The organism is Erwinia pyri (assembly GCF_030758455.1).
In the GTDB taxonomy this organism is placed as follows: domain Bacteria; phylum Pseudomonadota; class Gammaproteobacteria; order Enterobacterales; family Enterobacteriaceae; genus Erwinia; species Erwinia pyri.
In genome coordinates this window covers 4,329,092-4,351,309 of sequence record NZ_CP132353.1, presented here as the reverse complement: position 1 = coordinate 4,351,309, position 22,218 = coordinate 4,329,092, and the positions used below count along the sequence as shown (strand labels likewise).

The window sequence follows — 22,218 nt, the reverse complement described above, 5'->3', positions numbered from 1 at the left end:
CTGAAGGGGATGCATATCGTGACGCTATAGTAGCGTCCGTTTCAGGCCGGAGAGTTATTCCACGTCAACAATAGTGGCCAGCGGGGAGGAAATTCAGGCGTAAAAAAAGGAGGCCGCAGCCTCCTTCTTGCTGTTCTGCAACGCGCCTTACAGAATAAAGCGGCTCAGATCTTCATCAGCAACCAGCTCATCCAGATGCTTGCCAACATACTCTGCATCAATGGTGAAGGACTGGCCGTTCAGGTCGCTGGCATCATAGGAAATATCTTCCATCAGCCGCTCCAGCACCGTGTGCAGACGGCGGGCACCGATATTTTCAGCGGTCTCATTCACCTGCCAGGCGGCGGCGGCAATTTTGCTGATACCATCTTCGGTAAAGCTGATATCCACGCCTTCGGTTTTCATTAACGCTTTGTACTGCACGGTAACGGAGGCGCTTGGCTCGGTCAGGATGCGCTCGAAGTCATGGGTGGTCAGCGCCTGAAGCTCAACGCGGATTGGCAGACGACCCTGCAGCTCCGGGATCAGGTCTGAAGGGCTGGCGACCTGGAACGCGCCCGAGGCGATAAACAGGATGTGATCGGTTTTCACCATGCCGTGCTTGGTGGAGACGGTGCAGCCTTCAACCAGTGGCAGCAGGTCACGCTGAACGCCTTCGCGCGACACATCCGGGCCGGAACTCTCACCGCGCTTACAGACTTTATCGATCTCATCAATAAAGACGATACCGTGCTGCTCAACCGCGTCGATAGCTTCCTGTTTCAGCTCTTCCGGATTAACCAGCTTGGCCGCTTCTTCTTCAATCAGCAGCTTCATCGCGTCTTTGATTTTCAGCTTACGCGGCTTCTGCTTCTGGTTGCCCAGGTTCTGGAACATCGACTGCAGCTGGCTGGTCATCTCTTCCATACCCGGCGGAGACATGATCTCTACGCCCATCGATGAGGCGGCCAGATCGATCTCAATCTCTTTCTCGTCCAGCTGGCCTTCGCGCAATTTTTTGCGGAAAGACTGACGCGCGGCAGAGGGCTCAGCCGTTTCTTCAGGCTGGCCCCAGTTGTTCTTGGCAGGCGGGATCAGCACATCCAGAATACGCTCTTCTGCCATCTCTTCGGCACGGTAGCGGTTTTTTTCAATAGCCTGTGAACGGACCATTTTCAGCGCAGAGTCGGTAAGATCGCGGATGATGGAATCCACCTCTTTCCCCACGTAGCCCACTTCCGTGAACTTGGTCGCTTCCACTTTAATAAACGGCGCATTGGCCAGTTTTGCCAGGCGGCGGGCAATTTCAGTTTTACCCACGCCGGTTGGGCCAATCATCAAAATATTTTTCGGCGTCACTTCGTGACGCAGCTCTTCATCAAGCTGCATACGGCGCCAGCGGTTGCGCAGGGCGATCGCCACCGCACGCTTGGCATTATCCTGGCCAATAATAAAACGGTTCAGCTCGCTGACGATCTCGCGCGGAGTCATTTCGGACATAATTGGGATCCTTACGCTTTAGACGGTAATTCTTCGATGGTGAGATTGTGGTTGGTATAGATGCAGATGTCGCCTGCAATACCCAGCGCTTTTTCAACGATGTCGCGTGCGCCGATCTCGGTGTTTTCCAACAGCGCCCGGGCGGCTGCCTGTGCGTAAGGACCACCGGAACCAATGGCAATTAAATCGTTTTCCGGCTGAATGACGTCGCCATTCCCGGTAATAATCAGAGAGGCGTTTTCATCAGCAACCGCCAGCAGCGCTTCCAGCTTGCGCAGCATACGGTCCGTACGCCAGTCTTTCGCCAGCTCCACGGCGGCTTTCACCAGATGACCCTGATGCATTTCCAGCTTGCGTTCGAAAAGTTCAAACAGCGTAAAGGCATCTGCAGTCCCGCCAGCAAAACCGGCAATGACTTTGTCATTATAGAGACGACGCACTTTTTTGACGTTGCCCTTCATTACGGTGTTGCCGAGGGTAGCCTGGCCATCACCGCCAATTACTACCTGGCCGTTGCGTCGTACACTTACAATTGTTGTCACGGGCAGACCCCTTGTTGCAGTCAGTAGATATCCCCGCAGTCCACCTGCGGGGCATTGATGCAATCAGATATGGGGCAGCTTTGAGGGGTTTCAACCCCCGGTAGCGAGAGGAATACAATTTGAGTGGCCGGAGCCACGCAGGCGTTTCAGCGTGCTCTCTGCGGAGGCGCGGCTGTTATAGGGGCCGATAACCACGCGATTCCAGCCACCGCCGGTAGTGATGCGGCTTTCAAATCCTTCAAAGGCGAGCTGGGCGCGGATCGATTCGGCCTGATCGGTTCCTTTAAAGGAGCCGCACTGCACCATCCAGCGCTGGGATTTCTCCGCCTCTTTCTCTTTCGGCTTACTCTCTGCTTTAGGCTGCTGAGCCGTCTGCGTTGCGGGCTGCGTCGGCGCCTGTTTTACCGGCGCGCGGGTGACTGGCGCTGGCGTGACCGGCGCTGGCCGGGTGGTTTGCGGCTGCTGCTGCGGCATACGCGACTGCTGCTGCAGCTGAGACTGCTGCTGCTGGCGCTGTAACGTCTGCTGGCGCTGGGCAGGCGTCTGCTCATTCCACGGCACTTCATTCAGCTGCGTGGGCTGCTGACGCATATCAGACTGCATCTGTTCCAGCAGCTGGCGCTGTTCATCGGTCAGCTGCGTCTGGGAGTGCACTTCACCGCCGGCAGAAGGTTCAACAGGCGTGGGAACGGTAAGTTGACGATTTTCCAGCTCTTTGATGTAGCGCCAGCGCTCTTCCGGCTTCGGCGGCAGGCCATTTCCTGCGGCTTTATGATCGGGGATAACCGGCGTCTCTTCTTTTTTATGATGGGCAATAAACCACAGGCCGCCGACAAACGTCACCAGAACGGCAACGGCAAGCACTACCATGACTTTTGGAACCCCTGAACCGCCACTGCGCTTTTTACTGCGACTGTTGGTGCGACTGTTGCTCTTTTTGCGACGCGTCCCTGTCGAACGCCCGCGGCCTACGTAATCTTTTTGTGCCACTATCGTTCCGCTAATAATCAATGAAAAGTGAGGCCGGGCAACTATTCAGAGCTGGCGCGCCCGGCTGTCAGCTCGCCATGTTACTCAAGGGCCGGAAGTTTGACCAGCGGGGATAGCGCTAAGAATCTGCTGAATCTTGTTTTTGCGGGCGCGCACAGAGGAATATTTTGCTTTTCACTCTTTGAACCGCAGCGATGGCGCGGTGCTTCCGCGAATTTTCAGTTCAAAATCGAGCAGGCGTGAACCACTGTTGACCGGTTTCCCTTCCAGCTGCTCCAGCAGCAGCAGCATCGCTTCCCGACCGATATTAAAGCGGGGCTGAGCGACCGTCGTTAACTGTGGATCGCTGTAGCGCGAGAGTTCGATATCATCAAAGCCAATTAATGAGAGATCCTGCGGCACGCGCAGCCCCATGATTTTGGCCTGCGCCATCGCACCCAGCGCCATAATATCACTGTGACAGAACAGCGCATCAGGCGGTTGCGGCAGCGCCATCAGCTGCTTCATGGCCCGTGAACCGGCATCAAAGGTAAAGTCTCCGCGCACTATATATTGCGGATCCACGGCGAGCCCGTTACGCCTTAATGACTGAATATATCCCTGCAGCCGATAGTGGCACAGCGGCATATCCTGCGGCCCGGCGATGCAGGCAATGCGGCTGTGACCGAGCTTCAGCAGGTGATTCACCGCTTCAAAGGCGGCGGTAAGGTTATCAATATGGACGGTGGGCAGTTCCAGCTCTGGCGCAAACTCATTGGCCATCACCATAGGGGGAAGGTTGCGCTGCTCTTCAATGCCCGTGTCGAAAGGAACCTGAGACCCCAGCAGCACCATGCCATCAATCTGGCGGGTCATCACCAGGTTAAGAAAGGACTTTTCCTGCTTATTCTGATGGGCGCAATCCCCTATCAGCACCAGATAGCCCCGATCGGCGGCCACCACTTCTATCCCTCTGATCATCTCGCTGAAAAAGGGATCGCAGATATCCGGCACAATGACCAGTATGGTGCGGGACTCGCTGCGTTTGGCGCTGCGCGCCATGGCATGAGGGGAGTAGCCAACGGCTATCACTGCCTGTTCAACTTTTTTACGCGTGGCTGCAGAGACCTTTTCCGGGTTCATCAGCGCACGCGATACGGTCGCCGTTGATACGCCTGCTTTCTCAGCCACGTCCTTCATGGTCGCGCCGGTTGTCTCTTGATTCTGCTCCAACCTCTTTCTCCTCACGCCAGCCTGAGCGACCGGGGGACGATTCTCATTATAAAAGTGCCACTACGGATGCCTGTCCCGCTCACGTCCTACTGTTTAACAGATGAAACGGCACCCTGTTACTTAATTTGCATAAAAAATGTGACTTGTGCGACTTTTTTCGATGCTGCCCGCAGGCTCAGGCCGTTTCAGCCTTCGGTAGGGTCCACATCCAGCGTCCATTTCACCTTGCGGGCCTGAGGCAACGTATTGATTAACGGCAGTGAATTTTTTATCAGCCGTTGCAGCACACCCCGTGAAGGATGCTGTAACAGCAGCTGCCAGCGATAACGGCCGCCGCGCTTGGGTTGCAAGGCTGGAACAGGCCCCATTACCCAGAATCCCTCATCTTTTAAGGGGCTGGCTTCAAGCAGATTGCGCAACTGCTGCAGGAACAGGGCAGACTGCTGATTATCGTGATCGTCGGAACGGAACAGCGCATGGCTGGTAAACGGCGGCAGAAACACGGTTTTACGTTCATTCAGCGCCTGCAGCGCAAACGCATCGTATCCCTGATGCAATAAAGTTTGCAGCAGCGGATGTTCCGGATGGTGCGTTTGCAACAGCACCTCACCCTGTTTTCCGGCACGTCCGGCACGTCCTGCGACCTGGGTATAGAGCTGGGCGAAACGCTCCGCCGAACGGAAGTCAGCGGAGAAGAGGGCGCCATCCACGTCCAGCAAAGAGACCAGCGTGACGTCCGGGAAGTGGTGTCCCTTAGCCAGCATCTGTGTGCCTACCAGAATTCTTGCTCCGCCGCGATGCACATCAGCAAGGTGCTTTTCCAGCGCACCTTTGCGGCTGGTGGTGTCGCGGTCAATGCGTGAAAGGGGCACGTCAGGGAAATGTTCAGCCAGATTCTGTTCCAGCTGTTCCGTACCCAGGCCCACAGGCACCAGATGGGTTGATCCACACTGCGGACATTGATGAGGAACGGGACGCTGGCTGTCACAGTGGTGGCAGCGAAGCTGGCGATGCTGCTGATGCAGCGTGTAGTAGCGGTCGCAGCGCTGGCATTCAGCAATCCAGCCGCACTCATGGCAGAGCATCGCCGGAGAGAAACCGCGCCGGTTCAGGAAGAGTAAAACCTGATTATCCGCTTTCAGATGCTGGTCGATTTTTTTGATCAGCAGAGGTGATAAACCGCCCTGGAGCTTCACGCCTTTCAGGTCAATCAGCTGCTGCGTAGCCTGCCGGGCGTTCCCGGCACGTTTACTCAGATTAAGCTGGCGATATTTTCCCATCTGCACATTGTGCAGCGTTTCCAGCGCTGGCGTGGCGGTACCCATCACGATCGGGATATCTTCCTGACGGGCGCGGAACACGGCTAAATCTCTCGCCTGATAGCGCCAGCCCTCCTGCTGTTTGTAGGAGCTGTCGTGCTCTTCATCGATAATGATCACGCCAAGACGGGCGAAGGGCGTAAACAGGGCAGAACGCGTGCCGATAACAATGGCGGTTTCTCCGCGACGGGCGCGCAACCAGACGGCGAGGCGTTCGCTGTCGTTGAGGGCGGAGTGCAGCACATCGACGGGTGCGGTAAATCGCTCCCGGAAACGGGCGATGGTCTGCGGCGTCAGCCCGATTTCAGGCACCAGTACCAGCGCCTGGCCGCCGTTCGCCAGCACATTTTCCAGGACGCTCAGGTAGACTTCGGTTTTACCTGAGCCGGTGATACCGGCAAGCAGCCAAGCGGCAAAATGGTCATCTTCGCCGCGAATGGCGCCTACGGCCGTGGCCTGCTCGGTGTTGAGTTTTAATCGCTCACCTTTGACCGCATAGGCGGTGCGCCAGTCCTGATGGGCACGCTGCTGCGCCCGCAAATCACATAATCCTTTTGCCCGCAGCGCCTGCAAGGTGGCATCAGTGATCTCATGCTGGCTGATTTCGTGCCGGTAAAGATCGCGCTGACGAAGCGCTGCCAGCGCCTGCTGCTGCTTAGGGGCGCGCTTCAGGCTCTCTGAAGCGGTCTCTTTTCCCAGTTCAGTGATGAACCACTGGTATAAAGGCGCTTCCTGGGCCGGTTTCCCCTGGCGCAGCAGAACGGGCATGGCGTGGAACAACACCTCGCCCAAGGGATAGTGGTAATAATCCGCTGCCCAGAGCAGGATCCGCCACAGCGAAGGGGGATAGAGCGATTCCGTATCCAGTATCTCATGCACGGCTTTCAGCTGATCGATCGGAAAATCGCTGGTCTCAGCAATCCCTACGACCACGCCAATTGCCTTACGTTTGCCAAAAGGCACGCTAACCCGGCTACCCGCTACCGGGACAGGCAGGTGTGAGGGCAACGCATAGTCAAAGTTGCGGGCAAGCGGGACGGGTAGCGCGACCTGAACAACGGGCATGAAATCTTCCGGATGAAATTGTGAGCGAGATAGTGTACACTGTGTCTTCCTGAATGTACGGATTCGATTGCAGCGGCCGATTATTCTCTGTATAGTTCGCCGCCGTTGATACGGCATTTTGGTATCAAAACACCTGAATTTTAATCTTCGTGTGGTGCCGGTGCAGGGCTAATCCTGGCACGGGAGAGCGACACGGCCTTAACTGAGGTTTTCCCATGAAAAAAGGTATTCACCCTAATTACGCTGAAGTTACTGCTAAATGTTCTTGCGGTAACGAAATCAAAACCCGCTCAACCGTGGGTCACGACCTGAACCTGGACGTGTGTGGCCAGTGCCACCCGTTCTACACCGGTAAGCAGCGTGATGTTGCCAGCGGTGGTCGTGTTGACCGCTTCAACAAGCGTTTCAGCATCCCTGGCAGCAAATAAGCTGCCTGCACGAGACGGTCTCCGTTTCGGATGCAACGAAAAAACCCAGCCTCGGCTGGGTTTTTTTATAGCTGGCTTTTACCTGGCGCGCCTTTACTGCTGACAGCGGCCTGAATAAGACCGCATTGCCGCAGCAAAAAAGTGTTACCGGACTCCGCTGAAGCTAGTACTCCCAGGTATCGGGATCGACACCCATTTCGCGCATAATAGCTTTGGCTTCTTCAGGGATCTCATCGCTGCGCTCTTTACGCAGATCGACATCATCCGGCAGGGGCTGGCCGGTAAATGCATGCAGGAATGCCTCGCACAGCAACTCGCTGTTAGTGGCATGACGCAGATTATTCACCTGACGGCGGGTACGCTCATCGGTCAAAATCTTCAATACTTTCAACGGAATGGATACCGTGATTTTTTTAACCTGTTCGCTTTTTTTGCCGTGCTCAGCGTACGGGCTGATATATTCGCCGTTCCATTCAGCCATGGGTTACCTTAGTCATCATTAAAATTGAAATACCCTGCCTGCCAGACGTCTGCGTCAATGGTGCGGGGCATATACCGAAATTCGGCTAATTATGCCCGAAGTTGCTGGCCATCACACTGCATTGGCTCAACTTTCTGAGGGCTATAGCGACATAATCTTAACGGTTATTGCCCGTTTGCTCAATCTATACGCAAAGACATTTAGATGTCCAGATGTATTGACGTCTATCTGTGCCCTGTTATGCTAAGCGTTCTTCTCTTCAGTCAGGAATTTATGCACCATGACGCGTAAACAGGCAACCATCGCGGTACGCAGCGGTTTGAATGATGACGAGCAATATGGCTGCGTTGTCCCGCCGATCCACCTCTCCAGCACCTATAACTTTACCGATTTCAATGAGCCTCGTGCCCATGACTACTCACGCCGTGGCAATCCCACCCGTGACGTGGTTCAGCGCGCGCTGGCCGAGTTGGAAGGCGGTGCCGGTGCGGTCATGACCAACACCGGTATGTCAGCCATTCATCTGGTTTGTACCGTTTTCCTGAAGCCTGGTGACCTGCTGGTTGCGCCCCATGACTGCTATGGTGGCAGCTATCGTCTGTTCGACAGTCTGAGCAAACGGGGTGCTTACCGGGTGAAGTTTGTCGATCAGGGCGATGAGGCAGCACTGAAAGCCGCGTTGGCGGAACAGCCGAAATTAGTGCTGGTAGAGAGCCCCAGCAATCCTCTGCTGCGCGTGGTGGATATCGCCTCAATCTGCAAAGCCGCTACCGAAGCTGGTGCCGTCACCGTGGTGGATAACACCTTCCTCAGCCCGGCGCTGCAAAACCCGCTGGCGCTGGGCGCCGATCTGGTGCTGCACTCCTGCACGAAATACCTGAACGGCCACTCCGATGTGGTAGCCGGAGCCGTTATTGCAAAAGATCCCGCTCTGGTGACTGAACTGGCATGGTGGGCCAATAACATTGGCGTTACCGGCAGCGCCTTCGACAGCTATCTGCTGTTACGCGGCATGCGGACGCTGGCACCGCGTATGGCGGCCGCGCAACGTAATGCCCTGGCGATTGTTGATTACCTGAAGCAACAACCGCTGGTCAAAAAGCTGTATCATCCCTCCCTGCCGGAAAACGCCGGACATCAGTTTGCGGTACGTCAGCAAAAAGGCTTTGGCGCCATGCTAAGTTTTGAGTTTGACGGCGATGAAGCCGCGCTGCGTCGTTTTCTGAAAGCCCTGGAACTCTTCACCCTGGCGGAGTCGCTGGGTGGGGTAGAGAGCCTGATTTCCCATACCGCTACCATGACCCACGCGGGGATGTCGGCGGAAGCGCGTGCTGCAGCCGGTATTTCAGAAACCCTGCTGCGAATTTCGGTGGGAATTGAAGATCACGAAGATTTAATCGCCGATCTGGATAATGCATTCCGGATAGCGGCCAAGAGGTAAGCATGAGTCAGTCAGCAGTGGCAGCAGGATCGCGTCAGTTGCATAAATTTGGTGGCAGCAGCCTTGCTGACGCTAAATGTTACCAGCGGGTCGCCGGCATTATGGCGGAGTACAGCCGCCCGGGCGATATCATGGTGGTATCCGCCGCGGGCAGTACCACTAACCAGTTAATCAGCTGGCTTAAATTAAGCCAGAGCGACCGGTTATCGGCACACCAGGTGCAACAGGCGTTACGTCGTTATCAGAGCGAACTGATTGGCAGCCTGCTGCCCGCTGACCAGGCCGACGGCCTGATCGGGCAATTTATTCACGATCTGGAAAAGCTTGCCGCGCTGCTGGATGGCAAGATTACCGAGGCGGTGTACGCCGAAGTAGTCGGGCATGGCGAGATCTGGTCTGCCCGTCTGATGGCTGCGGTGCTCTCCCTGCGTGATATAGAGGCGAGCTGGCTTGATGCCCGTGATTTCCTCTGCGCTGAACGTGCCGCACAGCCAGAAGTGGATGAAGGGAAATCCTGGCCGTTGCTGCAACAGCTGATGATCCAGCATCCTGGCCGTCGTCTTGTGGTGACCGGTTTTATCTCACGCAATGAAGCGGGCGAAACCGTTCTGCTGGGCCGCAATGGCAGTGACTATTCCGCTACGCAGATTGGTGCGCTGGCTGGCGTGTCGCGCGTGACGATCTGGAGCGACGTGGCGGGCGTTTACAGCGCCGATCCGCGTAAGGTCAAAGATGCCTGCCTGCTGCCCTTGCTGCGTCTTGATGAGGCCAGTGAACTGGCGCGCCTGGCCGCGCCCGTTTTGCATACCCGCACTCTGCAGCCCGTTTCAGGCAGCGATATTGACCTGCAGCTGCGCTGTAGCTATCAGCCTGAACAGGGCTCAACCCGCATTGAGCGTGTGCTGGCTTCCGGCACGGGCGCGCGTATTGTCACCAGCCATGATGACGTCTGCCTGATTGAGTTTCAGGTGCCGCCCCAGCATGATTTCGCTTCCCTGCATAAAGAGATCGATCACCTGCTTAAGCGCGCTCAGCTTCGTCCGCTAGCCACCGGCGTGCATCCCGATCGTAACCTTCTGCAGCTTTGTTACACCTCTGAAGTGGTCAGCAGCGCGCTGAATCTGTTGCAGGATGCCGGTATTCCTGGCCGCATCCAGCTGCGTGAAGGCATGGCGATGGTAGCGATGGTCGGTGCCGGGGTATGCCGTAATCCCCTCCACAGCCATCGTTTCTGGCAGCAGTTGAAAGATCAGCCGGTAGAGTTTATCTGGCAGTCTGAAGAGAGCATCAGCCTGGTGGCCGTGCTGCGTGTAGGGCCAACGGAGAGCTTAATCCGCGGGCTGCACCAATCCCTGTTCCGGGCGGAAAAGCGCATCGGGCTGATCTTATTTGGTAAAGGTAACATTGGCTCGCGCTGGCTGGAGCTTTTCGGCCGCGAGCAGAAAACGCTCTCTGCCCGTACCGGCTTTGAGTTCCTGCTGGCAGGCGTGGTGGACAGCCGCCGTAGTCTGCTGAGTTATGAGGGCGTGGATGCCAGTCGGGCGATGGCTTTTTTTGAAGAGGAAGCGGTGGAGCAGGATGAAGAGTCGCTGTTCCTCTGGATGCGGGCGCACCCGTTTGATGATTTGGTCGTGCTGGATATCACCGCCAGCGATACGCTTGCCGACCAGTACCTGGATTTCGCCAGCCACGGTTTCCACGTCATCAGCGCCAATAAGATAGCAGGTGCCTCAAGCGGCAACCGCTACCGCCAGATCCGTGATGCCTTTGCTAAAACTGGCCGTCAGTGGCTTTACAATGCCACCGTAGGGGCCGGATTACCGATCAACCATACCGTGCGGGATCTGCGTGAAAGCGGCGACAGCATTCTTGCCATCAGCGGGATTTTCTCCGGTACGCTCTCCTGGCTGTTTTTACAATACGATGGCACGGTGCCGTTTACCGAACTGGTGGATCAGGCCTGGCAGCAGGGACTGACGGAGCCCGACCCGCGTGTGGATCTCTCCGGCCAGGACGTGATGCGCAAGCTGGTGATTCTGGCACGTGAAGCGGGTTATGAGATCGAACCTGGTCAGGTGCGCGTAGAGTCTCTGGTACCAAAAAGCTGTGAAGGGGAGTCGGTCGATCACTTTTTTGAAAATGGTGAAGCGCTGAACGAGCAGATGCAGCAGCGGTTTGAGGCGGCTCAGGAGATGGGGCTGGTGCTGCGTTATGTTGCCCGGTTTGATGCAAATGGTAAGGCGCGCGTCGGTGTGGAAGCCGTTCGCAACGATCATCCGCTCGCCTCTCTGTTGCCCTGTGACAATGTCTTCGCGATTGAAAGCCGTTGGTATCGCGATAACCCGCTGGTGATCCGTGGTCCGGGTGCAGGTCGTGACGTCACAGCTGGTGCTATCCAGTCCGATCTCAATCGTCTTGCTCAACTGCTTTAATCTTTCAGGTGGGCCTTTTTTTGCTGGCCCACCTCTCTTCTTTATCCTTCTCTTCTCATGAGCTTTTTTCATCCTGGTTGAAAAAAGGTCACCCCAGCTCACTATTTATCTGTTGACTGAATAACCGATTTACGTCATTTTGAATGTCTGGACGTCTAAACGTATGGATGTTCGCTATAAAGCAGCATTTCCTGAGTGATTGATGAGGTAAGCAGGTATGAGTTTTTTCCACGCCAACCAGCGCGAAGCGCTGAACCAAAGTCTGGCCGAACTGAACGGGCAAATTAACGTCTCTTTCGAGTTTTTTCCGCCGCGTACCAGTGAAATGGAACAAACCCTGTGGAACTCTATCGATCGTCTCAGTAGCCTGAAACCTAAATTTGTGTCGGTGACCTATGGCGCTAACTCTGGTGAGCGTGACCGGACGCACAGCATCATCAAGGGCATTAAAGATCGCACTGGCCTGGAAGCGGCACCTCACCTCACCTGTATTGATGCCACACGCGATGAGCTGCGTACTATCGCTCAGGACTACTGGGATAACGGCATTCGCCATATCGTGGCGCTGCGTGGCGACCTGCCGCCAGGCGGCGGAAAGCCGGAAATGTACGGTGCGGATCTGGTAGGTTTACTGAAAGAAGTGGGTGATTTCGATATCTCTGTAGCGGCTTACCCGGAAGTTCACCCCGAAGCCAAAAGTGCTCAGGCGGACCTGATCAACCTTAAGCGCAAAATTGATGCGGGAGCCAACCGGGCGATTACCCAGTTTTTCTTTGATGTGGAAAGCTATCTGCGCTTTCGCGACCGCTGTGTAGCGGCAGGCATTGATGTGGAAATCGTGCCGGGTATTCTGCCCGTATCAAACTTCAAACAGCTGCAACGTTTCGCTGCCATGACCAACGTGCGTGTGCCGGGCTGGATGACCAGCATGTTTGCCGGGCTGGATGAAGATCCGGAAACGCGCAAAATGGTTGGCGCTAACGTGGCGATGGATATGGTAAAAATCCTCAGCCGTGAAGGCGTGAAGGACTTCCATTTCTATACCCTGAACCGTGCAGAGATGAGCTACGCTATTTGCCATACGCTGGGCGTAAGGCCTGTCGCCTCGGTTGCCTGAGAACAAACACATAAAAAAAGACGCCTCAGGGCGTCTTTTTTTATAACTGCATTCAGTCTGTCGGGCCTGGAGGCCACGCTGCAAGCTGTGCAGATGGCCCCCACCCGGACGCTGTACTTAACCGGTATTACGCATCCCGGCCGCCACGCCCGCTATTGTTACCATCAGCGCCTGTTCCACATCAGCATTAGGCTCTTCGCCTTTTATTTCAAGCTGACGGGAACGGTGAAGCAGCTCGGCCTGCAGCACGTTCAGCGGATCCGTATAGACGTTTCGCAGCGCTATGGACTCGGCAATCCACGGCTGATCGGCCATTAAGTGCGCATCGTTGGCAATAGTCAGCACCGCTTTGATATCGGAATCGAGCTGATCCCTGAGCTGTTTCCCCAGTGGCCAGAGCGGCTGTTCAACCAGACGCTGGTCATAATATTCAGCCAGCCACAAATCCGCTTTGGAGAACACCATCTCCAGCATACCGAGACGGGTGGAGAAGAATGGCCAGTCGCGGCACATGGTTTCCAGCTGATCCTGATGCCCAGCTTCCATCGCTTTTTGCAGCGCGGCACCGGCACCCAGCCACGCGGGCAGCATCAGGCGGTTCTGCGTCCAGGCGAAGATCCACGGAATGGCCCGCAGCGACTCCACGCCGCCGCTGGCGCGACGTTTTGCCGGACGAGAGCCGAGCGGCAGTTTGCCCAGCTCCTGCTCAGGCGTTGCCGAGCGGAAGTAGGGGACGAAATCCTTGTTTTCCCGCACGTAGCCACGGTACATCGCGCAGGAGTCCGCAGAGAGCTGGTCCATGATGCCGCACCACGCTGCCTCTGGCTCCGGCGGAGGCAGCAGGTTAGCCTCCAGAATGGCGCCGGTATAGAGCGACAGACTGCTGATGGTGACTTCCGGCAGGCCATATTTAAAGCGGATCATCTCACCCTGTTCGGTGACGCGCAGACCGCCCTTCAGGCTGCCTGGCGGCTGGGAGAGCAGTGCCGCATGGGCAGGTGCGCCGCCACGGCCAATAGAGCCGCCGCGTCCGTGGAACAGCGTCAGCGCGATACCGGCTTTCTCGCAGGTCTTAATTAACGCATCCTGAGCCTGATACTGCGCCCAGCTTGCCGCCATGACGCCCGCATCTTTTGCCGAGTCGGAATAGCCAATCATCACCATCTGCTTGCCCTGAATGATGCCGCGATACCAGTCAATATTCAGCAGCTGGTTCATCACATCATTGGCGTTGTTCAGATCGTCCAGCGTTTCAAACAGCGGCACGACTGGCAGGGTGAACGGAATGCCAGCTTCTTTCAGCAGCAGATGCACTGCCAGCACGTCGGAGGGGACTTTCGCCATCGAAATCACGTAGGCGGCAACAGAGCCTTTCGGCACTTCAGCGACGACGCGGCAGGTTTCCAGCACTTCACGCGTTTCGGCACTCGGCTGCCACTGACGTGGTAACAGCGGGCGCTTTGAATTCAGCTCGCGGATCAGGAACGCCTGTTTGTCCGCTTCCGACCAGCTTTCATAATCGCCTAAGCCCAGGAAGCGGGTGATTTCGGCGATGGCTTCAGTATGGCGGGTACTCTCCTGGCGGATATCGATACGCACCAGCGGCACGCCGAAGCATTTCACGCGGCGCAGCGTATCCAGCAGCTGCCCGTTAGCGATAATGCCCATGCCACAGGCCTGCAACGACTGATAACAGGTGTAGAGCGGATCCCACAGCTGGTCATTGGAAATCAGCAGGTCGGCCGGACGCGGCAGACGTTCACCTTTCAGACGACGCTCCAGGTAAGACTGGGTGCTCATCAGCTGACCGCGCAGGTTCTTCATGATCTCACGGTAAGGTTCCAGCGCTTCAGGATTGCCGCACAGTTCACGAACCTCTGGCGTACATTCCGACATGGAGAGTTCAGAAACCAGCACTGCGATATCACGCAGGAAGAGATCCGTTGCCTTCCAGCGGCTGAGCTGCAGCGCATGGCGGGTAATATCAGCGGTAACGTTCGGGTTCCCGTCGCGGTCGCCACCCATCCAGGAGGTAAACTGAACCGGCACAAAGTCTACCGGCAGCTTCACGCCGAACGAGGCTTCAACCTGCTCATTCAACTCACGCAGGAAGCCAGGCACGCCTTCCCACAGGCTATTCTCCACCACGGCAAAGCCCCACTTGGCCTCATCGATCGGGGAAGGGCGATATTTACGGATCTCATCGGTATGCCAGGCCTGGGCCACCAACTGGCGAAGACGGCGCATAATCAGCGATCGATCGTAATCAGAAAGATCGTTGTGATCGAGCTGCTTCAGGCAGCTGTTCACCTCCACCAGCTTGTGGATCAGCGTCCGGCGGGTAATTTCTGTCGGGTGAGCGGTCAGCACCAGCTCCAGTGAAAGTGACTCGATCGCTTCGCGGATCTGCGCTTCGGTCAGGTTTGGCTGCTGCTTCAGCCGGTCAAAGACCTTGCTGAGCATCTCAGGGTGATGGGCCCCTTCACCTTTGGGCGAAATGGTATGGTACTGCTCGGCAACGTTGGTGAGATTCAGAAACTGGCTGAAGGCGCGTGCCACAGGCAGCAACTCATCATTTGACAGGTTTTGCAGCGTTGACAGCAATTCTTTGCGATGAGCGTCATTTCCCGCACGGGATGACTTAGAGAGCTTGCGGATAGTTTCCACCCGCTCAAGGATGTTCTCTCCAAGCGCATCCTTTATCGTATCCCCGAGCAGTTTGCCGAGCATACTGACATTACTTCGCATTGCGGAATATTGTTCGTTCATATGATCCCTGACACCCTTCTTGTTATGTCACTTTATTTCACCGTTGCCGGCATAACGTTACCTTTTATCTAGCCACGTTCGTAACCGTTCGTCAAATGACTTAAATCTGACGAATTCTGCGGCTAAATCACGGGAATTTATGAAATTTAATTACGGCGAAGCGAGATAAGTTATTCTTATCATGAAAGTCGGAACAATTCTGGGGCAAGACGCTGATTCTGTAGTGAAATGCCCCGAATGTCATTTAATGGTGGCAGAAATGCTGCACGACCTGGGCGATCAGTTCGCGCGTTGGTTTAATAAATGCGGTATCGATATATTCATCCGGCTGGTGTGCCTGATTGATCGATCCCGGACCCAGCACCAGCGTCGGGCATAACTCGTTAATGAAGGGCGCTTCGGTGCAGTAGTTAACGATTTCCGTCTCTGTTCCCAGCAATTTCTCCACAACCTGCACTAACTGATGATTACGCGGACATTCGTAGCCCGGAATAGGCGGATGCAGCTCGCTGACGGTCACGCGTCCTGGCCAGCGCTCACTGACCGGTGCCAGCGCCTCATTCAGCAATCCTTCCAGCTCGTTCAGTGACAAGCCGGGTAACGGGCGGATATCCATATACATGTCACAGCAGGCGCAGATGCGGTTCGGTGCATCACCACCGTTGATGTAGCCAAAGTTCATGGTGGGATAGGGGATAGCGAAGCCGTCGTGATGATAGCGCTCTTTCAGCGTGTTACGCAGGCCCATCAAATGCGTGATCGATTCATGCATCAGTTCAATAGCGTTCACGCCACGAGCCGGATCGCTGGAGTGGCCAGACTGGCCCTGAATACGGATCGCCTGCGATAAATGACCTTTATGGGCACGAACCGGTTTCAGCGACGTTGGCTCGCCGATAATGGCGCAGTCGGGACGAATAGTGGTGTTCTCGGAGAAATATTTCGCGCCGGCCATGGTGGTTTCTTCATCGGCGGTGGCCAGGATATAGAGCGGTTTCTCCAGCTTTGTCACATCAACATCGCGCAGGGTATCTAAAATAAAGGCGAAGAAGCCTTTCATGTCCGCGGTGCCCAGCCCATAGAGCTTGTTATCGTGCTCCGTCAGCGTGAAGGGATCGCGCGTCCAGCGGCCATCGTCAAACGGCACGGTATCGGTATGACCTGCTAACAGCAGGCCGCCCGCGCCGCTGCCTGTTTTCGCCAGCATATTGAATTTATGACGCGTACCGGGGACGGGCTGCACCTCAACACTGAAACCAAGGTCGCGAAACCAGCCAGCCAGCATATTGATTAAAGTTTCATTACTCTGATCGATGGCGATGTCGGTTGCGCTGATTGACGGTGTGGCAATCAACTCACGGTAGAGCTCGATAAAAGGCGGTAATTTTGTCTTCACTGTTGACAGTCCTTGCGTTAGGATAGTATCAATATTCATGCAGTAATAGTGAATAAAAATACATTAATGGCGTACGGATGGCAACGTTCCAGAGTCCAGCGCCGCTCGCATGGGAACCCAGCGTAAACTGCTGCATCCCGAAATTTTGAGACCGAACCGAATAAGGTAGTCAGTCTGATGTTGAACACGCTGATTGTTGGTGCCAGTGGCTATGCTGGCGTAGAGCTCGCGACTTATCTGAATCGTCATCCACAGGTGAACATAACCGCTTTGGCGGTTTCAGCGCAAAGCCCGGACGCAGGAAAATTGCTTTCCGATCTTCATCCGCAGCTGAAAGGCATCCTTGATATGCCGCTGATGCCCCTGAGCGGCGCGGCAGAGTATGCGGAGAAGGTGGATGTTGTTTTCCTGGCGACCGCGCACGAAGTCAGCCATGACCTTGCGCCGGAGTTTCTTGCTGCAGGTTGCGTGGTATTCGATCTCTCTGCGGCTTTCCGCGTAAACAGCGAAAGCTTCTTCACCGACTATTATGGCTTCTCACATCAGCATCAGGCATGGCTGGAAAAAGCGGTCTATGGTCTGGCTGAATGGCAGCATGACCAAATTAAAGAAGCTCAGCTGATCGCTGTACCGGGTTGCTACCCCACCGCGGCGCAGCTGGCGCTGAAGCCGCTAATCGAAGCGGATTTACTGAATAACGCACAGTGGCCGGTGATCAATGCCACCAGCGGCGTCAGCGGCGCCGGACGCAAAGCGGCCATGGGGACCAGCTTCTGTGAAGTCAGCCTGCAGCCTTACGGCATCTTCACCCACCGCCATCAGCCAGAAATTGCCGCGCACCTTGGCGTGCCGGTGATTTTCACCCCGCATCTGGGCAACTTCCCTCGCGGTATCCTGGCGACCACCACCTGTCGGTTGAAAGCAGGCGTCACGCGCGAGGATGTGGCTGAAGCCTTCCATAATGCCTATCACGATAAGCCGCTGGTTCGTCTGTATGACAAAGGTGTGCCGTCAATTAAAGGCGTGGTCGGGCTGCCGTTCTGTGATATCGGCTTCGCCGTGCAGGGGGAACATCTGATTGTGGTTTCGGCAGAGGATAACCTGCTGAAGGGGGCGTCATCTCAGGCGGTACAGTGCCTGAATATTCGCTTCGGCTTCCCGGAAACTCAGTCACTTATTTAATCAGCGGATACGATTATGACCAATCCTTTAATTATCAAACTCGGCGGCGTGCTGCTGGACAGCGAAGAAGCGCTGGCGCGTCTGTTCGATGCGCTGGTGGCTTACCGCGCCACGCACCAGCGTCAGCTGCTGATCGTGCATGGCGGCGGCTGTCTGGTTGACGAGCTGATGAGCAAGCTGTCGCTGCCGGTGAAAAAGAAAAATGGCCTGCGCGTCACGCCAGCCGATCAGATCGATATCATCACCGGTGCGCTGGCCGGAACCGCCAATAAGACCCTGCTTGCCTGGTCAAAGAAACAGGGCATTGAGGCGGTCGGACTCTGCCTGGGCGACGGCGGCAGCGTTAACGTTGAAGCCTTCGATGAAGAGCTTGGCCACGTCGGGCAGGCTACGCCAGGTTCGCCGGTGCTGATTAATACCTTACTGACGGCGGGCTTCCTGCCGGTAATCAGCTCCATCGGCATCACTCAGGATGGCAAGTTAATGAACGTCAATGCCGACCAGGCAGCGACCGCGCTGGCCGCCACGCTGGGCGCAGATCTGATCCTGCTCTCCGATGTCAGCGGCATTCTGGATGGCAAAGGCCAGCGGATAGAAGAGATGACCGCCGCTTACGCCGAAAAGCTGATTGCTGAAGGCGTCATTACTGACGGCATGATTGTGAAAGTGCATGCTGCCCTGGACGCGGCCCGTACGCTGGGCCGTCCGGTGGACATCGCCAGCTGGCGCCATGCTGAGCAGCTGCCAACCCTGTTTAACGGCGTGTCGATTGGCACCCGGATCCTCGCTTAACAAAGTATTCAAGGAAAAGACAATGCAAGACAAGAGCATCAAGAAAATCGTACTGGCTTACTCCGGTGGTCTGGATACTTCCGCGATCATTCCATGGCTGAAAGAGAACTACGGCGGCTGTGAAGTGGTGGCGTTTGTAGCGGATATCGGTCAGGAGCGCGGCGATCTGGAAGGCGTTGAGCAGAAAGCGTTGCAGTCCGGTGCCTCTGAATGCCACGTGGTCGATCTGCGTGAAGAGTTCATCAGCGACTACGTCTATCCCGTTCTGCAGACCGGTGCGCTGTATGAGGGCACCTACCTGCTCGGGACCTCTATGGCGCGTCCGATCATCGCCAAAGCCCAGGTTGAGCTGGCGCTGAAAGTGGGTGCAGATGCCCTGTGCCACGGTGCGACCGGTAAAGGTAACGACCAGGTTCGTTTTGAAACCACCTACACCGCGCTGGCTCCTCAGCTGAAAGTTGTAGCGCCATGGCGTGAATGGGACCTGCGTTCCCGCGAAGCGTTGCTGGACTACCTGAAAGAGCGCAATATCCCGACCACCGCATCGCTGGAGAAGATCTACAGCCGTGACGAAAACGCCTGGCACATCTCCACCGAAGGCGGCGTGCTGGAAAGCCCGTGGAATGCGCCGAATAAAGATTGCTGGGTCTGGACCGTGGATCCGCTGGAAGCGCCGGATCAGCCTGAGCAGGTCACCGTTTCCGTAGAGAAAGGGCGTGTGGTTGCCGTCAACGGCAAAACACTCAGCCCGTACCAGTGTCTGGAAGCGCTGAACACGATCGGTGCGAAGCACGGTGTGGGGCGTATCGATATCGTGGAAAACCGTCTGGTGGGGATCAAATCCCGCGGCTGCTACGAAACGCCTGGCGGCACCATCATGGTGAATGCGCTGCGTGCGGTAGAGCAGCTGGTTCTGGATCGCGACAGCTTCAAATGGCGCGAGCAGCTGGGTCATGAGATGTCTTATGTGGTTTACGACGGTCGCTGGTTTGCGCCGCTGCGCAAATCGATTCAGGCTGCGGCTGAATCCCTGGCAGCAGACGTAAATGGTGAAGTGGTGCTGCAGCTCTATAAAGGCCAGGTGACTGCGATTCAGAAGAAATCGGCTAACAGCCTCTATTCAGAAGAGTTTGCTACCTTCGGCGAAGATGAAGTGTACGATCACCGTCATGCCGGCGGTTTCATCCGTCTGTTCTCACTCTCTTCACGCATTCGTGCGCTGAACGAAAAGAAGTAATCTGCCGCTAAGGCACTCAGCGCCGGGGAGAGACGAACGCTCCCCTGGCGCTCCGCATTCTATTTCTCACCAAACGAATTAATGGAGCACTGACATGGCACTTTGGGGTGGACGGTTTACGCAGGCAGCAGATCAACGTTTCAAACAGTTTAATGACTCACTGCGCTTCGACTATCGTCTGGCAGAGCAGGATATTATCGGATCCGTTGCCTGGTCCAAAGCGCTGGTAACGGTCAATGTTCTGACAGCCGAAGAGCAGCAGCAGCTGGAAAGCGCGCTGAACGTCTTGCTGGAAGAGGTGCGGGCGAACCCGCAGCAGATCCTTGAAAGCGATGCCGAAGATATTCACAGCTATGTTGAGGGACGCCTGATTGAGAAAGTGGGCGCACTCGGCAAAAAGCTGCATACCGGCCGCAGCCGTAATGACCAGGTGGCGACCGATCTCAAACTGTGGTGCAAAGCGCAGGTCAGTGAACTGCTGATCGCCTCGCGTCAGCTGCAGCAGGCGCTGGTGGCAACGGCCGAAGCCAATCAGGATGCCGTAATGCCGGGGTACACTCACCTGCAGCGTGCCCAGCCGGTGACGTTTGCGCACTGGTGCCTGGCGTATGTAGAGATGCTGGCCCGTGACGAAAGCCGCCTGCAGGATACGCTCAAACGTCTGGACGTCAGTCCGTTAGGCTGTGGCGCCCTGGCCGGTACCGCCTATGAAATCGACCGTGAGCAGCTGGCAGGCTGGTTAGGCTTCGCGTCTGCCACCCGCAACAGCCTGGATACGGTCTCTGACCGCGACCATGTGCTGGAGCTGCTTTCCGATGCCTCTATCGGCATGGTGCACCTCTCCCGTTTCGCGGAAGATCTGATTTTCTTCAATACCGGCGAATCTGGCTTTGTCGAACTCTCTGACAAGGTGACTTCAGGCTCATCCCTGATGCCGCAGAAGAAAAATCCCGATGCGCTGGAGCTGATCCGCGGTAAATGTGGACGTGTACAGGGCGCGCTCACCGGCATGATGATGACCCTGAAAGGCCTGCCGCTGGCTTATAACAAAGATATGCAGGAGGACAAAGAGGGGCTATTTGACGCGCTGGATACCTGGTCAGACTGCCTGCATATGGCGGCGCTGGTGCTGGAAGGTATTCAGGTGAAGCGCCCTCGTTGTCAGGAAGCGGCGGAGCAGGGTTATGCCAACGCCACCGAACTGGCGGATTACCTGGTTGGCAAAGGCGTGCCGTTCCGTGAAGCTCACCACATTGTGGGTGAAGTGGTGGTCGCTGCTATTCAGAAAGGCGTGGCGCTGGAAGCGCTGAAGCTGGAAGAGCTGCAGGCCTTCAGCAGTGTGATTAACGACGATGTTTATCCGGTTCTGTCGCTGCAATCCTGCCTGGATAAGCGTAATGCCAAAGGCGGCGTTTCCCCTCACCAGGTCTCTCTGGCAATTACAGAGGCGAAGAACCGTCTGGCCTGATTAAAAAAAAGGCGGGCACAAAGGCCCGCCAAAAAATATTTCGACTTTATTTTACGTTCTCGGCACATAAGAGGGCGGGTCAGTGTGGCCTGACCCGTCCAGCTTATTCTTACGCTACAAAAAACTTCTCAAGGTCATCGCTACCGCCGATGTGGCGTCCACCGATAAAGACCTGTGGCACGGTTGCACGACCGGTGACAGCTCTCAGGCTGACGGTGGTGGCATCCTGACCCAGCACAATCTCTTCATACTGAATACCGCGATCCAGCAGCATCTGTTTGGCTTTGGCACAGAACGAACAGCCTGGCTTGGTGAACAGCGAAACGGACTCCTGTAACTTAACTTCCGGCGCCAGATAGCGCAGCATGGTGTCGGCATCAGAGACTTCAAACGGGTCGCCCGGCTTGTTGGGTTCTACAAACATCTTTTCCACCACGCCGTTGCGTACCAGCATGGAGTAACGCCATGAGCGGGGACCAAAGCCCAGATCCGCTTTCTCAACCAGCATCTCCATACCGCGGGTAAATTCGCCGTTACCGTCCGGAATAAAAGTGATGTTCTCAGCGTGCTGATCGGCTTTCCAGGCGTTCATCACAAAGGTGTCATTCACGGAGACGCAAAGGATGCTGTCCACGCCATGCTTTTTAAATACGTCAGCCAGCTCGTTATAGCGCGGCAAATGGCTGGACGAACAGGTTGGCGTAAAGGCGCCTGGCAATGAAAAAAGAATCACAGTTTTGTCTTTAAACAGCTCATCAGTTGTGACGTCGACCCAGTTGTCGCCCTGACGTGTGTGAAAAGTGACCTGTGGGACGGACTTACCTTCCTGACTTGCAAACATAAACTACCTCTTATTTAAGGGGACTCT

Annotated in this window: 17 protein-coding genes; 8 read left to right on the top strand and 9 right to left on the bottom strand. The window is 55.9% G+C overall.

What is annotated here, in order from left to right:
• Window positions 1-147 precede the first annotated feature (147 nt).
• The 5 genes from hslU to priA form a co-directional block, all read right to left on the bottom strand.
• Complete coding sequence (gene hslU, locus Q3V30_RS20585) at window positions 148-1,479, bottom strand: ATP-dependent protease ATPase subunit HslU (protein WP_306208973.1); 1,332 nt, start codon at window positions 1,477-1,479, stop codon at window positions 148-150.
• A gap of 11 nt (window positions 1,480-1,490) precedes the next feature.
• The gene (hslV, locus tag Q3V30_RS20580; protein WP_147200319.1) at window positions 1,491-2,021 is read right to left on the bottom strand and encodes an ATP-dependent protease subunit HslV; all 531 of its coding nucleotides are present in this window, start codon (window positions 2,019-2,021) and stop codon (window positions 1,491-1,493) included.
• 90 nt (window positions 2,022-2,111) lie between these two features.
• Window positions 2,112-3,011 carry a cell division protein FtsN gene (gene ftsN, locus Q3V30_RS20575; protein ID WP_306208969.1) on the bottom strand — a complete coding sequence of 300 codons (900 nt, stop codon included), beginning with the start codon at window positions 3,009-3,011 and terminating at the stop codon, window positions 2,112-2,114.
• Between the two features lie 174 nt (window positions 3,012-3,185).
• Window positions 3,186-4,223, bottom strand: a complete 1,038-nt coding sequence (gene cytR, locus Q3V30_RS20570) for a DNA-binding transcriptional regulator CytR (protein ID WP_306208967.1) — start codon at window positions 4,221-4,223, stop codon at window positions 3,186-3,188.
• A gap of 185 nt (window positions 4,224-4,408) precedes the next feature.
• Window positions 4,409-6,607, bottom strand: a complete 2,199-nt coding sequence (gene priA, locus Q3V30_RS20565; RefSeq protein WP_306208965.1) for a primosomal protein N' — start codon at window positions 6,605-6,607, stop codon at window positions 4,409-4,411.
• A 215-nt stretch (window positions 6,608-6,822) separates the two neighbouring features.
• On the opposite strand from priA, the gene rpmE reads away from it, so the two are divergent.
• The gene (rpmE, locus tag Q3V30_RS20560) at window positions 6,823-7,035 is read left to right on the top strand and encodes a 50S ribosomal protein L31 (RefSeq protein WP_306208963.1); all 213 of its coding nucleotides are present in this window, start codon (window positions 6,823-6,825) and stop codon (window positions 7,033-7,035) included.
• Window positions 7,036-7,198: 163 nt separating this feature from the next.
• On the opposite strand, the gene metJ is transcribed toward rpmE, so the two are convergent.
• On the bottom strand, window positions 7,199-7,516 hold the full coding sequence (gene metJ / locus Q3V30_RS20555; protein ID WP_013200201.1) for a met regulon transcriptional regulator MetJ: 318 nt from the start codon (window positions 7,514-7,516) through the stop codon (window positions 7,199-7,201).
• A 280-nt stretch (window positions 7,517-7,796) separates the two neighbouring features.
• On the opposite strand from metJ, the gene metB reads away from it, so the two are divergent.
• The 3 genes from metB (at window position 7,797) to metF (ending at window position 12,506) form a co-directional block, all read left to right on the top strand.
• Window positions 7,797-8,957 carry a cystathionine gamma-synthase gene (gene metB, locus Q3V30_RS20550; protein WP_306208957.1) on the top strand — a complete coding sequence of 387 codons (1,161 nt, stop codon included), beginning with the start codon at window positions 7,797-7,799 and terminating at the stop codon, window positions 8,955-8,957.
• Window positions 8,958-8,959: 2 nt separating this feature from the next.
• Window positions 8,960-11,389, top strand: a complete 2,430-nt coding sequence (locus tag Q3V30_RS20545; RefSeq protein WP_306208956.1) for a bifunctional aspartate kinase/homoserine dehydrogenase II — start codon at window positions 8,960-8,962, stop codon at window positions 11,387-11,389.
• A gap of 217 nt (window positions 11,390-11,606) precedes the next feature.
• Window positions 11,607-12,506, top strand: coding sequence for a methylenetetrahydrofolate reductase (gene metF, locus Q3V30_RS20540; protein ID WP_306208955.1), 900 nt, complete (start codon window positions 11,607-11,609; stop codon window positions 12,504-12,506).
• A gap of 117 nt (window positions 12,507-12,623) precedes the next feature.
• Here metF and ppc read toward each other — a convergent pair whose 3' ends face one another.
• Window positions 12,624-15,275: a phosphoenolpyruvate carboxylase gene (gene ppc / locus Q3V30_RS20535; RefSeq protein ID WP_306208954.1), complete on the bottom strand. Its 2,652-nt coding sequence runs from the start codon at window positions 15,273-15,275 to the stop codon at window positions 12,624-12,626.
• A gap of 244 nt (window positions 15,276-15,519) precedes the next feature.
• A complete protein-coding gene (gene argE / locus Q3V30_RS20530; protein WP_306208953.1) occupies window positions 15,520-16,671 on the bottom strand; it encodes an acetylornithine deacetylase in 1,152 nt (383 codons plus the stop codon).
• 177 nt (window positions 16,672-16,848) lie between these two features.
• Here argE and argC point away from each other — a divergent pair, with 177 nt between their 5' ends.
• The 4 genes from argC to argH all read left to right on the top strand — a co-directional run bounded on the left by argC (window position 16,849) and on the right by argH (window position 21,350).
• Entirely contained in the window at window positions 16,849-17,853 is a 1,005-nt protein-coding gene (argC, locus tag Q3V30_RS20525; protein WP_306208952.1) for an N-acetyl-gamma-glutamyl-phosphate reductase, read from the top strand.
• Window positions 17,854-17,868: 15 nt separating this feature from the next.
• The gene (gene argB / locus Q3V30_RS20520) at window positions 17,869-18,645 is read left to right on the top strand and encodes an acetylglutamate kinase (protein ID WP_306208951.1); all 777 of its coding nucleotides are present in this window, start codon (window positions 17,869-17,871) and stop codon (window positions 18,643-18,645) included.
• A gap of 22 nt (window positions 18,646-18,667) precedes the next feature.
• The gene (locus tag Q3V30_RS20515; protein WP_306208950.1) at window positions 18,668-19,882 is read left to right on the top strand and encodes an argininosuccinate synthase; all 1,215 of its coding nucleotides are present in this window, start codon (window positions 18,668-18,670) and stop codon (window positions 19,880-19,882) included.
• Window positions 19,883-19,976: 94 nt separating this feature from the next.
• Window positions 19,977-21,350 (top strand): argininosuccinate lyase, encoded by a 1,374-nt coding sequence (gene argH / locus Q3V30_RS20510; RefSeq protein WP_306208949.1) that lies wholly within the window; start codon window positions 19,977-19,979, stop codon window positions 21,348-21,350.
• 109 nt (window positions 21,351-21,459) lie between these two features.
• On the opposite strand, the gene Q3V30_RS20505 is transcribed toward argH, so the two are convergent.
• The gene (locus tag Q3V30_RS20505) at window positions 21,460-22,191 is read right to left on the bottom strand and encodes a glutathione peroxidase (protein WP_306208948.1); all 732 of its coding nucleotides are present in this window, start codon (window positions 22,189-22,191) and stop codon (window positions 21,460-21,462) included.
• Window positions 22,192-22,218 lie beyond the last annotated feature (27 nt).